This is a genomic window from Desulfovibrio sp. (genome assembly GCF_019424165.1).
GTDB lineage: Bacteria > Desulfobacterota > Desulfovibrionia > Desulfovibrionales > Desulfovibrionaceae > Desulfovibrio.
Window position 1 is genome coordinate 21,035 of sequence record NZ_JAHZAA010000027.1, and the last position, 12,058, is coordinate 33,092.

General features: G+C 54.9%; 14 protein-coding genes. 6 read left to right on the top strand and 8 right to left on the bottom strand.

All coding sequences use genetic code 11. The annotated features are described in order from the left end of the window. Positions 1 to 10: 10 nt before the first annotated feature. Positions 11 to 292, top strand: coding sequence for a DnaJ family domain-containing protein (locus QZ377_RS09390; protein ID WP_291440898.1), 282 nt, complete (start codon positions 11 to 13; stop codon positions 290 to 292). Here the strand turns inward: QZ377_RS09390 and QZ377_RS09395 are convergent. The 5 genes from QZ377_RS09395 to rimI all read right to left on the bottom strand — a co-directional run bounded on the left by QZ377_RS09395 (position 289) and on the right by rimI (position 3,157). Beyond that, positions 289 to 954 (bottom strand): Smr/MutS family protein, encoded by a 666-nt coding sequence (locus QZ377_RS09395; RefSeq protein ID WP_291440899.1) that lies wholly within the window; start codon positions 952 to 954, stop codon positions 289 to 291. The genes QZ377_RS09390 and QZ377_RS09395 overlap by 4 nt on opposite strands. Then, positions 951 to 1,145: a hypothetical protein gene (locus QZ377_RS09400; RefSeq protein WP_291440900.1), complete on the bottom strand. Its 195-nt coding sequence runs from the start codon at positions 1,143 to 1,145 to the stop codon at positions 951 to 953. The genes QZ377_RS09395 and QZ377_RS09400 overlap by 4 nt, the downstream gene beginning before the upstream one ends. 315 nt (positions 1,146 to 1,460) lie before the next feature. Continuing rightward, positions 1,461 to 1,844 (bottom strand): preprotein translocase subunit SecG, encoded by a 384-nt coding sequence (gene secG, locus QZ377_RS09405; protein ID WP_291440911.1) that lies wholly within the window; start codon positions 1,842 to 1,844, stop codon positions 1,461 to 1,463. 53 nt (positions 1,845 to 1,897) lie between these two features. Next, on the bottom strand, positions 1,898 to 2,665 hold the full coding sequence (gene tpiA / locus QZ377_RS09410; RefSeq protein WP_291440901.1) for a triose-phosphate isomerase: 768 nt from the start codon (positions 2,663 to 2,665) through the stop codon (positions 1,898 to 1,900). Positions 2,666 to 2,683: 18 nt separating this feature from the next. Next, a complete protein-coding gene (gene rimI / locus QZ377_RS09415) occupies positions 2,684 to 3,157 on the bottom strand; it encodes a ribosomal protein S18-alanine N-acetyltransferase (RefSeq protein ID WP_291440902.1) in 474 nt (157 codons plus the stop codon). Between rimI and QZ377_RS09420 the strand changes: the two genes are divergently transcribed. After that, on the top strand, positions 3,156 to 3,671 hold the full coding sequence (locus tag QZ377_RS09420) for an NUDIX hydrolase (protein WP_291440903.1): 516 nt from the start codon (positions 3,156 to 3,158) through the stop codon (positions 3,669 to 3,671). The two genes, rimI and QZ377_RS09420, sit on opposite strands and share 2 nt — an antisense overlap. 53 nt (positions 3,672 to 3,724) lie before the next feature. Here QZ377_RS09420 and QZ377_RS09425 read toward each other — a convergent pair whose 3' ends face one another. The 3 genes from QZ377_RS09425 to QZ377_RS09435 all read right to left on the bottom strand — a co-directional run bounded on the left by QZ377_RS09425 (position 3,725) and on the right by QZ377_RS09435 (position 7,094). After that, positions 3,725 to 4,510: an inositol monophosphatase family protein gene (locus QZ377_RS09425; protein ID WP_291440904.1), complete on the bottom strand. Its 786-nt coding sequence runs from the start codon at positions 4,508 to 4,510 to the stop codon at positions 3,725 to 3,727. Between the two features lie 518 nt (positions 4,511 to 5,028). Next, positions 5,029 to 6,054, bottom strand: a complete 1,026-nt coding sequence (locus QZ377_RS09430; protein WP_291440905.1) for a rod shape-determining protein — start codon at positions 6,052 to 6,054, stop codon at positions 5,029 to 5,031. A 2-nt stretch (positions 6,055 to 6,056) separates the two neighbouring features. Next, positions 6,057 to 7,094 carry a GAF domain-containing protein gene (locus QZ377_RS09435; protein WP_291440906.1) on the bottom strand — a complete coding sequence of 346 codons (1,038 nt, stop codon included), beginning with the start codon at positions 7,092 to 7,094 and terminating at the stop codon, positions 6,057 to 6,059. Positions 7,095 to 7,368: 274 nt separating this feature from the next. Between QZ377_RS09435 and QZ377_RS09440 the strand changes: the two genes are divergently transcribed. The 4 genes from QZ377_RS09440 to QZ377_RS09455 are packed head-to-tail and all read left to right on the top strand — an operon-like array spanning position 7,369 to position 11,899. Beyond that, a complete protein-coding gene (locus QZ377_RS09440) occupies positions 7,369 to 9,087 on the top strand; it encodes a hypothetical protein (RefSeq protein WP_291440907.1) in 1,719 nt (572 codons plus the stop codon). Beyond that, positions 9,084 to 9,842 (top strand): 16S rRNA (uracil(1498)-N(3))-methyltransferase, encoded by a 759-nt coding sequence (locus QZ377_RS09445; RefSeq protein WP_291440908.1) that lies wholly within the window; start codon positions 9,084 to 9,086, stop codon positions 9,840 to 9,842. The genes QZ377_RS09440 and QZ377_RS09445 overlap by 4 nt, the downstream gene beginning before the upstream one ends. Further along, a complete protein-coding gene (locus QZ377_RS09450) occupies positions 9,839 to 11,062 on the top strand; it encodes a replication-associated recombination protein A (RefSeq protein WP_291440909.1) in 1,224 nt (407 codons plus the stop codon). Before QZ377_RS09445 ends, QZ377_RS09450 begins: the two co-directional genes overlap by 4 nt. A 3-nt stretch (positions 11,063 to 11,065) precedes the next feature. Then, on the top strand, positions 11,066 to 11,899 hold the full coding sequence (locus tag QZ377_RS09455; protein ID WP_291440910.1) for a lysophospholipid acyltransferase family protein: 834 nt from the start codon (positions 11,066 to 11,068) through the stop codon (positions 11,897 to 11,899). Positions 11,900 to 12,058 lie beyond the last annotated feature (159 nt).

Sequence of the window (12,058 nt, forward strand, 5' to 3'; positions counted from 1 at the left end):
AGACTTGCGTATGGCATACAAAATTTTGAGTAATGCCGGTTATCTACCGCCGGAGCTGGCGGAGCGCAAAGAGTTGAATCGGCTGGTTGATCTGCTGGATCAATGTGAAGATGAGCAGGAACGTGTACGGCAGATGCAAAAACTGCAGTTTATGGTTGTACGCACCCGCATGCGCTATCAACGTCATATGTGCATCGAACAGGATGATCCCTATTACGACAGGCTGCTGAACAGGATATGCGCCGCTGGCAGCCCCCCAAAAAAAGACGTCTCCAAGAGCTATCTGCCCTAGTACAGATCAGAATCCGCCGGCAGCCGCTCCCAGTAAATATGTCCTTTTTTGCGATATTTCCGCAGTAGTACATAAACACTGCCAGGGCCGCCATCATGCGGCTGCGCCGTGCAGAATGCCAGTACGACCCTTTTGAGTGGCTCCTGGGTCAGCCAAATCTGCAATTTTTCGCGTAGAATGCCGATGCCGTCAGGCGAATTGCGCCCACGCCCGGGAACAACCAACACGGCACGCAATCCCTTGTACCAGCTGCCCCGCAAAAAACCGCGCAAGGCTTCAAATGCCTGCACAGCGTTAAGGCCGTGCAGGTCAAGATGACCTTCCGGGCTAAGGGAACCTGCCCGCAACTTGTTCATTATCATCTGGTCAAGCCCAACCACATGACCTTCAATGTATTCGTCCGTAAAGGACAAGGCAAACTCCAGTTTACCTTCCATAAAATCCTGCAAGCTGAGTTGGCCTTGCGGCGGCGGAGTTCCTGTCTCAGGCGCAGGGGCAATGTCGCGGCCACGGCCTTGAAGGGGTTGTACTTGCCCCATGGCCTGCACAAAAATGGCGTCTTCATCTTCGCTCCGGCTGGAATTGCCGCTTTCTGCCGCTGAATCCGCGCAAATCCCCGGAGTTTTGCACGTTTGGCTGGGTTTGCCAGCACCTTTCTTCATGCTTGTTCTCTCCAGCCCACTGCCTTGCAACGAATTTTTTTCCAACTCAAAAGGCCTTTTCCGTACAGCAGCACGCATGTCCGAATCTTTTTTTCTGCCTTTGCTTGTGGCCTTTTGACCTGGCAAAGCGCAGTGTTCTTCAAATAAAAATGTGCCGGAATTCTCTGCATCTTTTGTCTTTCTTTTTCCACTACCCTTTCCCGTAGGGCAAACCAGACCAACAGCATTCAAAAAAAGTTCGCAGTCTTCGGTATCCAGGTTATCACAGGCCGCTGCGGACGGCTCTTTGGACAGGCTGGCGTGGCTGATGCGGCGTGACCTGCCCTGAGCGGAATTTTTGCATGGCTGACGCTTTTTATCTTTGTCCGGAAACTTCCCGACAGAAAGAGAACGAAAAGGGTTCTCGCCAAACGAATCGGAGTTGCTCACATTCCACCCCCTGCTAGAAATCACCTGTAAAAAAAGCCGCGGCGTACCGCGGCTTTTCAGTTTGATAGGGAGAAAGTCTATTGTCCCGCAGGCGCTGCCGGAACTTCGGCAGGAGCACTCTGGCTTTCTGCCGGTGCGGCCGTGCCAGGCTGCACGGACTCCATCGGAGCCGGAGCCGGTTTCGGCGCAACGGGGTCCTCAATCTTCACATTAAGAATTGTGGATTCGCTGCTGGGGCGAGAGCTGCTCACGTAGGTATAGCTCAGCGAAGTGATGACAAATATCACGGCCATGAGCGTGGTCAGCTTGGCAAGTATGCCGCCGGCGCCGCCGCTGCCGAAAACAGAAGTATTGCCACCGCCGAATATGACACCCATGCCCTCCTTGCCCGACTGCAGGAGTACAAGGATAACAAGCAACACGCATACAATGATATGCAGCGTAAGAATAAGAGTCTGCACGTATTCCTCCTCGCCGTCCGGCCACTGCCCGATGGCGCGCCAGAAGTTGGGCATCAGGCCCCGATAATTTGTAAGAAGCTTTGCGCCTCTAAAGAGGCTCCTCCTACCAAAAGACCATCCACATTGTCAAGGGCGATAAGTGCTCCGGCATTATCCGGCTTTACGCTGCCGCCATACAGAATAGGCAGTTTCTTGCCGGAATCGCCCACAAATTTTTCAAGCAAAGCCCGCGTAACGCCGTGTGCCTCGCGCACTTCACCGGGGCCGGCCACCTTGCCCGTGCCTATGGCCCACACGGGTTCGTAGGCGATGGCCAAGCGCCCCGGCAGAGTTTCACCAGTCATGCCGTCGGGTCTGGCTTCAAAAAAAGCAGTCAGCTGCCGCTCAAGCACCGCATAAAGGCTGCCCTGCTCACGCTCTTCAAGTTTTTCCCCTATGCAGAGCATGGTCTTGAGGCCATGGCTAAGGGCAAATACAGCCTTGCGGGCTACAAACGCATCACTTTCGCCAAAAACATGCCTGCGCTCGGAATGTCCGGCAAGCACCCACTGCGCCCCGAGATCCCGCAGCATATCAACAGAAATTTCTCCCGTAAAAGCACCTTCCGGCGCGGGATAAAAATTTTGTCCACCCACAGCAAGTGCTTTTTTACCGGTAAATGCATGCACTACGCTCTCAATGGCGGTAAAAGGCGGAAAAACGATCACTTCGCGTCCCGCAGGCAAAATTTCAGGCAAAGCGGCCGCAAGCTCACCGGCGGTTGTGGCGGCCTGAGTACGGTCTTTGTACATCTTCCAGTTTGCAGCAATAATCTTGTGCATAACATACCCCTTGCGGCGTTAAAGCTGACAGGAATTCAGCTCGCACTGGTAAATAAGGGCGTCTCCACCCGTATCGGCATAATACTTACGGCGCAGGCCGACGCGTTTGAAGCCACAACGTTCGTACAGGCTAATGGCTGGTGTATTATTGTCCCGTACTTCAAGCAGAATTTTATGCATATCCATTTTACGCGCCAGACGCAAGACAGTACGCAGAATGCGTAAACCATGCCCCTGCCGTCGCAGGTGGGGCCGCACTGCCAGATTGAGTATTTCCAGCTCGTCTTCGGTATGATAGATGGAGATATAGCCTGCAAGGCTATTCTCGCAGCCCAGACCAAAGGCGGCGAACGCCTTTTGTCCGAAGGCGGCGCGGCATTGCTCTTCAGACCAGGGCAGAGTAAAACACTCCCGCTCAATGGCGGCCATTTCCACCGCGTGGCGCGCATCGAGCCGCAACATGCGCCACACTTGCCCCGTGGGTACACTCATGAAAATGCTTCCTTATAGCGGCCTGAAAAATCCTGACCACAGTCTTGAGGTGGTGGATAATGAAAACAGGCCATTATGCATAATGCCTGACGAGGCTGTCATCCGCCAGCGCTTGCCGCATCGCGCGGTAGCCTTGCTTGTGCGAGACAAAAACGGACAGGCCCTGCTGACACGGACCAGCCAGGGCTGGTGCTTTTCGTCTCATGGCCGCGTGCCTGCCGGTATGGCTTGTGAATGCCGCGCCAGGGAAATTCTGCTCAATGACTGGGGGCATGAGGGAAAGCAGATTTCTGCCCTTGGACTCATAGCCCCTGGCCCTGAAAACGGTGAGACATTCTTACGCCTGTTTACGGCCAGGTTGCCGCGCACCGTCATTGCCGCCAGCGCTGCCGACCAGGACCGTCACCTGCTGGTAGACCGGGATGAACTCAAGGGGCTGGGAGCGCACTTTGCAGACCTGCTTTCCCCTCTCATGCGCGCCGCCATACAAAGAGGCTATCTTTTTCCAGATTGATTCCGCCCGCCCCGCCCTGGGGAGATACCCACAGGGTGTCATACCAAAACTCTTTAGCTGGTAGGACTCAGCAAATCTACGGCCAGGGCATGCAGACGTCCGTTGCTGGCAAGCAAGGGTTCGCCAAATTCCAGCGGATCGCCGTCAAGGTTGCTTACACGCCCGCCAGCCTCTTCGACCAGCAACATGCCTGCGGCATAGTCCCAGGGCTTGAGCCCGGCCTCATAAAAAATGTCCAGCTTGCCGCAAGCGACATAGGCAAGGTCGATAGAGGCCGCGCCGATACGTCGCACTCCCTGGGCAATGGGCAGCACCAGGGCAAGTCGCTCCATAACCTCAGGCAAGCGCGCGGCAATATCATAGGGAAAGCCCGTACCCACAAGGGCGTCGCCCAGGCTGTCCACCCCGCTGACTGCAATGCGGGAGTCATTACAAAACGCGCCATGCCCACGCGCTGTCCAGTAACAACGACGCAGCATCGGCACGTTCACAACGCCAAGCTCAACACGTCCCTGATGCCATAATGCCACAGATGTACCTACCTGGGGGATACGGTGTACGAGATTTGTCGTGCCGTCCACAGGGTCAATAATCCAGCAGGTATCCGTGGGGGCGGAATCTTCCTGACTGCTTTCTTCAGCCAAAAAGCACGCTCCCGGCACAAGCTCGGCGAGCTTTTCTTTCAAAAAATTTTCAACGGCCAGATCTGTCTGGGTTACCAGATCAATACTGCCCTTATGACGGACATTACTGGGTTGAAACCAGTGTTCACGCACGATTTCGCCGCTTTGCAGCACGATGTCTACACAGCGCTTGAGAACGGAATCAACATCAATCATGGTAAATCCTTGGACATTGACTGACAGGGCATGACCGCCAGCCGGACGTTCCGGCCATAAGGGCGGCGAGAAAGCATTACGGTTACCCGTTGCCTGTGCAGCGCTGAACGGCCACAGTCACAGGGCAAATATATTCCACGGGCAACATGAACACGTTTATCATCGAAAGGCATCAACCGTCATGCCCAAATTTTCAACACATCCTCGCGCGGACCTGACAAGGCCGCTTGCCAGCCGTTAGCCCGCACCTTTGGGACAGCCGGCCTGCATGTAACATATTGCAAACATTATAAAAAAATTTACGACCTAACGCACTGATATAAGTATTTTGTATACGTCCACGCAGGTACTGCAAGAAAAACAGGGGATTTTCCATACGTCAGCAGCATGTACTCTCAGCAAATCAGCCTGAAACTTCACTTGTTGCATGTATCAGAGTGAGCCACAGAAAGGCTGCGCAAACGGCGCAAACACTTTTCGCGACAGGTAGCGCCCTTGGCGCAGGGAGTTGGGAGCAGTTAATTGATAAAAACGGAGCGGTACGTTTCACGGTCAAGCATGGCCCTGGCAGTGCCGCGCAGCACGGTGGTAAGCGGGTCCTTGTCCACAAAAACCTTGAGACGGGTTTCGCGGGAAAGATACTGATCAAGCCCCTTCAGCAGTGAACCGCCGCCGGCCATAAGCATGCCGTTGCGATAGATATCCGCCGCCAGCTCCGGAGGCGTTTTTTCAAGCGCGCGCAGCACAACTTCCAGAATGGCCTGCACAGGTTCACGCAGTGCTTCGCGAATATGCGCTTCGCTTACCTTGACCACGCGTGGGCAGCCGCGCACCATGTCTTTACCTGAAACTTCAAGAATGGGCGCATTGGGCATGGGAACCGCCGCGCCAATGATTTTTTTAACATTTTCAGCAGTATTGTCACCCACTTCCATACGAAAAGCATCACGCATAAAACGCTGCACCGCCAAATTCATTGTATCGCCAGCCACCCGGACGGATTGGGAGTTGGCAACGCCCGACAGCGTAATGACAGCCACTTCGCTTGTGCCTCCGCCAATATCCAGCACCAGGTTGCCCAACGGTTCGTGAATGGGCAGGTCAGCCCCTATGGCAGCGGCCATTGGCTCCTCTATCATGGCGATATCAACAACCCCTGCCAACATGGCGGAATCAATGACAGCCCTTTTTTCTACCTGGGTGATGCCGGTGGGGATGCAGATGACCATGGATGGCCTGACCATGCGCAGGCCGCTGATGGCCTTTTGTACAAAATAGGAAATCATGGCCCGGGTGACGTCAAAATCCGCGATAACGCCGTCTTTCATGGGCCGTACCGCGCGAATGCTCCGTGGAGTGCGGCCGATATATTCCTTGGCGGCAGCGCCCACAGCCAGGACTTTGCCCGTATTTGCATCAAGAGCCACTACTGAGGGTTCATTAACAACAATGCCATGCGCCCTGGTGTAAAGCAAAGTATTGGCCGTACCCAGGTCCATAGCGATGTCTTTGGACAAAAAGCGGAAAAGACGCCGCAAAAACATGACTAGTATTCTTTTTCTGGTGGCATGGGCGCACTGTCCGGGTCATATGCCTGGGGTCCGTCGTTATGCACTCTGGCCTTGGGCAGCATGCCGCGAAGGCGGACCTTGAGGTACAGATTTTCAAGAAACAGGGCCAGATGATCAACAGCCTGACGCACAAAACTGCGCATGGATTCATCAATCTGCCGCGGTTGCGTATGGGCCAGGCACAAAACGCCGCGCGTGCTCTTGTTGACCATTACCGGCATACAGATGGCAGCCTGAAAATCCGGCATGTCAGGCAGTTTGCCAAAAAGCACAGCCGAGGGCGCGCCTTCCACGCCTTCGGCCATGACAGGCTGGTCATTACGGAAAACCCAGCCCGTGATGCCGCTGCCCATGGGCAGAATCAGCGGTTCCGGCCCTTCAAGCAGCAGGCGCACAGACTCGGCCTCAACGCAGTATGTTTCGCCCGGCGTATCAACAGAGGCAAAAGCGCAGTAGTCAAAACCGGTGGCTTCAACCATAATGCGCAGATAGTTTTGCAAAAATTGCGGCCAGCGCTTGTAACGGAAGCGCAGATCCTGAATAACCCCAAGTTCCACAAAATAACGCGGGATGTCCCCGGCAAGCTCCTGACGCCCCCTGCTGCCCTGCTGGCGGGCCACAAGTTCGGCGAACATCTGAAGTATCTTGTGATCTTTGTCAGAAAAAGAATATTGCCGCTTGCTGTCAACGCACAGCGCGCCGCCGGTAGGCACGGGGCAGCCCATGAAAGCCTTGATACTGGCTTCTTCTCCGCCGGAATAATAACCAAGGTTGCTCTGTCGCTGATCAAAATTGGGAACGAGCAGGGGCTGGCGATTGCGTACAATCCAGCCAACAAGCCCCTTGCCGGGCAGCACGGTAGAATTGCCGCCGACCTTGTCGCCCAGGCTGAACGAAGCTGCCAGATGATGTAATTCGCCCTCTTCGTCGGGCAGGAACAATACAACGGAATACGCGTCAAAAACGCTGCAAACGATACTGAGTATATGCTTTTCCAATGTGTTTTCAGTCATGATGATGCGGGTTTTATGGTGAAGCGGGCTGGCCGCGTGAATATCTGAGAAGCACATTTCTTGTAGCAAAGCGTACCGCCCCCGGCAACTGCTTTTGCGCCGTTTCAAGGCAGAGGCCAAACGGTTTTCGGGGAAAAGCAGCCGATTTTTGTCATTCTGAAACAGGGGTAAATGCCCCCGCATGGTGAAAAATGCTTATTTACCTGTAGTGACTACTGGAATTATTTTTAAAATAAGTATAAAAAATTAAAAAATCAGGGATCAGGATACGCGGATGATAAAATGGCAAGAGGTCTTCAGCAAAAATGGTCACCCCTGGAAGGACGCAACCTGCCTGTCCGCTCCGGTGGCCATAAGCGACCTTGCGTCACTCAAGCATTTTCTTGATGCCGTGCACATACGGTTTTGCCTGGTAAAGCCCTATCAGGAAAATAAAAACTACCCTGTTGTCGAAGGGCGCGAACTTCTGCCCTCTTTTGACAATGACATGTTTGAATACAAAGACCTGCCCGGCTTTGCCATGGTGGCCTTTGCCCGCCAGCTCGACTATTTCTCTGAAATATTCCAATTCGACAAACTCCACCCTGTCATAACAGAGGGTGAAGGGGCCAGCTGCCCGCTGGAAAACCAGGTAATGGGGCAGAACCTGCAAACCCTTGCCTCCCGCCTGCCGCGCATGCATCAGGAGGTGTTCCGCCACCAGTTTCGCTCTACTGACACGGTGCTGCTTGAAAACTATCCGGCACTCATGTCCTACCTGCTCAATATGGACAGGGCACAGGTTTTGGCCTGGGATGCTGACAACCAGTTTCATCTCGCCGGAATTTTTGCCTCTTTTCCTTCCGACATTGATAGCGAGCTCAAGCGCTTCGGTATACGCATAGGCAAGTTTGTCTATGGCGATAGTGACATTTATGAGCGAAACCGCATGTTTGTCTATCAATACCTCATGGAGCTTTACGGCTTCCCCATTGTGTCTGAGCGGCGCACGTCCAGCGCGCTGTTTTCTCGTAAGCTCCACAAGATGGGCGAACATTTTCTTTTGCGCGTTCTTGGCCAGACAGACCGGACCATCACAACGTATACCGCCACTGGGGAGAACATGCGTTATCCCCTGTTGGAAAAAGTGGCTCTGGTCGCGGTGGATGCCGATCACGACGAGGCGCTTGAAATTATTGACCGTGACGGTTTTTTTCTCGACAAGCCCCGGCGTGTGGTCATCCTGCGGGTACGATACCGCCAACACAGCTTTGATTCCAGCAACGTGCGCCAGGACCGCGCCCTTTCGGTGGTAGCCCAGGAAGTGTTGCACCCCCTTACCGGCGAACCGCTCAAGGGGCTGAACCTTATCAAAGACACTTCGAATATGTTTTTGCGCCTCAATGACATTGTGCGGGGCGAGTTTACCGGACGGATCATCTTCAGACGCACCGAGGTGGTGGAAAACACCGATACCCACGAAAAGCGCCTTAAGTTCCTGTACAGCTGGCTCACCAAGCATCAACGCCGCATGATCAGCTACAGTGATGAATTTTTTGCAAATGTCAGCAAGGTGTTGTGCAACTATCTTTATTCACCTGACAACGACGAAGTGTTTGACGGGCTGCGTGAACTTTACCAAGACGTATGCACGCGCTTCAGCTATATTCAGCAAGCCAGACGTGTGCGTATTCTTGAAGACCTGTGCGCTCGCTCCTGCAAAGGAGTGCACCTCACGTATCGGCAGATGATGAGGGAAGCAGTGGCCCTGCTCAACGAACTGAAATTCGAGATTGTCAACTTCTTTCCGGCGCTGGTTGACGCTGTTATTGACTGCGTTGAAAAAATTTTGCGAGACCGCTACCTTCAGCGTCAGTATCTGGAACCGCCAGAAGACAGCCTTACCCCGGCCGGACTGGAAATTCGCAAGAACTACGGACGCCTCGTCTCCCTTTTGGATGGCTTCAAGGCCGTGCGCAAGGCGAGAACGGGCAAGGAAAATATTTTAGCATGAGTTTAGCCTTTTTTTACCTTGCTCCTGAAAAATGGGCAAAGGAAGTTTGTCTTGAAGACCAGGAAGCCCGCCACCTGAGCCAGGTTTTGCGCCTTGGCCCCGGAAGTGAGGTGGGGCTGCTGGATGGCCGGGGCCGCAAGGGGCGCTTTATTGTACGCAAGGCAGGTAAAAAAAACGTTCAGCTTGAATGCATCAGCGAAGAGCGTTTACCGCCGCCAGAAGCCCGGGCTATCGTAGCCCTTGCGTTCAGCAAGGCTGTGCGACGGGGATTTTTTATGGAAAAGGCCGTAGAGCTGGGTGCGCACGGCATATGGCTTTGGCAGGGCGACCACAGCCAGGGCAAACTTTCAGCCGCTGCCGAAGAAGCGTGCCATGGTCAGCTTGTGGCCGGGGCCAAGCAGTGCGGCAACCCCTGGCTGCCCGAAATACGCGGTCTCGCCAATGGCGTTGACGAATTGACGGATCTTGCCGCCGGGGCCGATCACCGGATATTGCCGTGGGAAGCTCAGGATAATGTACCCATGCTTACCCCTGCGTTGGCAGGGCGACCGGGCCTGAGCGTGTATGTTATCGGGCCTGAAGGCGGTTTTTCATCACGTGAACTGGATGTGCTTGAGCGATCCGGCTTTATTGCTGTAAGCCTGGGAGCCCGTGTGCTGCGTTGCGAGACCGCGGCCACCCTGTGCCTGGGGCTGCACTGGTGGGCTTCGCAATTGCCCGAAAAGACCTGCCTACAAACGGAGCCTGGGGCATGAGTGTAAGCAAGCCCCTGCCTGAGCGCATGCGCCCGGATGACCTGGCCCTTTTTCTTGGGCAGACGCATCTCGGCAGCCGCCTTCGTTCCCTCATGCAGGCCAAGCGCCTGCCGAGCCCGTTGTTTTTTGGCCCCCCTGGCTGTGGAAAATCCACGCTGGCCCTTCTGCTGGCCAAGTCCACAGGAAAACCCTTTCTGCGCCTGAGCGCGCCCGAAGCCGGCTTGCAGCACCTGCGACGGTCACTTTCAGGGGTTGAAATTCTTGTTCTGGACGAACTGCACCGCTTTTCCAAAGCCCAACAGGATTTTTTTCTGCCCCTGGTGGAATCGGGCGACCTGACCCTGCTGGCCACAACGACGGAAAACCCTTCCTTCAGTGTGACGCGGCAGCTCCTTTCACGCCTGCATGTGCTTCGCCTGCGCCCGCTGGGACGTACCGAACTTGTTGAACTGGCGCGCCGCGGCGCGGCGGATCTACAGGTGGAAATGCCCGATGAACTGGCCGAACTTCTGGCAGGAGTGGCCCACGGAGACGCGCGCACCCTGCTGAATCTTGTGGAGTATGTGGCCGCCCTGCCCGCTGACTTACGCGAGATTGAGCACATAAAGGCCGCCCTGCCCGAAGTGCTGGTGCGCCACGACAAAGACGGCGACAACCATTACGAACTTGCCTCAGCCCTTATCAAGTCCATCCGGGGAAGTGATGTGGACGCGGCCCTCTACTATCTGGCCTGTCTTCTCGAAGGCGGTGAAGATCCCCGCTTCATCTGCCGCCGTCTTATTCTCTCTGCTTCTGAAGATGTGGGCCTGGCCGATCCCAATGCCTTGCAACTGGCAGTGGCATGCCAGCAGGCCATTGAATTTGTCGGCATGCCAGAAGGCTTCATCCCGCTTGCGGAAACAGTGACCTACCTGGCGCTGGCGCGCAAAAGCAATGCAACGTATGCCGCGTATCTTAACGCGCAGCGTGAAATCAAGCTCAACGGGCCGCATCCGGTTCCCCTTCATCTGCGTAATCCTTCCACGCAAATGCACAAGGAATGGGGTTACGGCAAAGAATACAAATATCCCCACAACTATCCGGATTCCTGGATTCAGCAGACCTATCTGCCGCAAGAACTGGAAGGGCGGCGTTTTTACCAACCGCGCGACAACGGCGAAGAACCCCGTCTCACGCAATGGTGGCGCAGGCTGCACAAAATCAAAAAGACGGAAGATTAAGGTATGCATCCTTTTATCGAAGGCGAGTTTGCAAAAAAATTTCTCACTGGCGATACCTATGCAAGCCAGGGAACCCGCATAGGATTTTTTACCCGTCTGATGCCCTCGCTGAGCTTTTACAGCCGCCTTTTCGGCGGCCCTTTGCGATGGCTGTGCGCCAAGGCTGCCAAAGGCAAGTGTGACGACAGCGCATGGGTACACGCCAGCGTATGGGTTTCAGACCTTATGGAGCGCATCGGTTGTCCCATTGAAGTGCAAGGCATGAACGCCATTGAAGAGGTGGACGGCCCTTGCCTTTTTGTAGCCAACCACATGAGCACTCTGGAAACATTCATGCTGCCCGGCATGATACGCCCGCGCAGGCCCGTCACCTTTGTGGTTAAAAAAAGCCTGACCACCATGCCTCTTTTCGGCCCGGTCATGCGCTCACGCGACCCGATTGTGCTTGGGCGTTCCAACCCGCGTGAAGACCTTACTGCAGTGCTTGAGGGTGGCCTGGAGCGCCTGAACAAAGGCATTTCCATCATTGTTTTCCCGCAAAGCACACGAGCGCTCAATTTCGACCAGCGGCACTTCAACACTATCGGCATAAAGCTTGCCCGCAAAGCAGGAGTGCCTTTGATACCTCTGGCCCTTAAAACAGATGCCTGGGGGCAGGGCCGGAAAATCAAGGAACTTGGCCCAGTAAAACCGGGAATGCCCGTGCGGTACAACTTTGCCAGGCCCGTACACATTCAGGGGCAAGGCAAGGAAGAACACGCCGCCATCTGCCGGCACATTGCTGAGCACCTTGAAAACTGGCAGCGCCTGGATGGCGTCAACACCAGGGCTGTCTGATCAGCCGCAGCCTTATAGCTCAAACAGCAGCGGCCCGCCGGAAGTACCGGCGGGCCGCTGCTGTTATGAAAAGATGCTCCCAATAACTATCAGCGATACGCTCCAAGACTGCCCTTGAATGCGGTGCGCCAAAGCTACGTCGGCACTGCGGCTGAAGTC

Coding starts and splice junctions, on each gene's coding strand:
- QZ377_RS09390 (WP_291440898.1), top strand. CDS start 11: ATGGCATACAAAATTTTGAGTAATGCCGGTTATCTACCGCCGGAGCTG.
- QZ377_RS09395 (WP_291440899.1), bottom strand. CDS start 954: ATGAAGAAAGGTGCTGGCAAACCCAGCCAAACGTGCAAAACTCCGGGG.
- tpiA (WP_291440901.1), bottom strand. CDS start 2,665: ATGCACAAGATTATTGCTGCAAACTGGAAGATGTACAAAGACCGTACT.
- QZ377_RS09420 (WP_291440903.1), top strand. CDS start 3,156: ATGAAAATGCTTCCTTATAGCGGCCTGAAAAATCCTGACCACAGTCTT.
- rimI (WP_291440902.1), bottom strand. CDS start 3,157: ATGAGTGTACCCACGGGGCAAGTGTGGCGCATGTTGCGGCTCGATGCG.
- QZ377_RS09425 (WP_291440904.1), bottom strand. CDS start 4,510: ATGATTGATGTTGATTCCGTTCTCAAGCGCTGTGTAGACATCGTGCTG.
- QZ377_RS09430 (WP_291440905.1), bottom strand. CDS start 6,054: ATGTTTTTGCGGCGTCTTTTCCGCTTTTTGTCCAAAGACATCGCTATG.
- QZ377_RS09435 (WP_291440906.1), bottom strand. CDS start 7,094: ATGACTGAAAACACATTGGAAAAGCATATACTCAGTATCGTTTGCAGC.
- QZ377_RS09440 (WP_291440907.1), top strand. CDS start 7,369: ATGATAAAATGGCAAGAGGTCTTCAGCAAAAATGGTCACCCCTGGAAG.
- QZ377_RS09445 (WP_291440908.1), top strand. CDS start 9,084: ATGAGTTTAGCCTTTTTTTACCTTGCTCCTGAAAAATGGGCAAAGGAA.
- QZ377_RS09450 (WP_291440909.1), top strand. CDS start 9,839: ATGAGTGTAAGCAAGCCCCTGCCTGAGCGCATGCGCCCGGATGACCTG.
- QZ377_RS09455 (WP_291440910.1), top strand. CDS start 11,066: ATGCATCCTTTTATCGAAGGCGAGTTTGCAAAAAAATTTCTCACTGGC.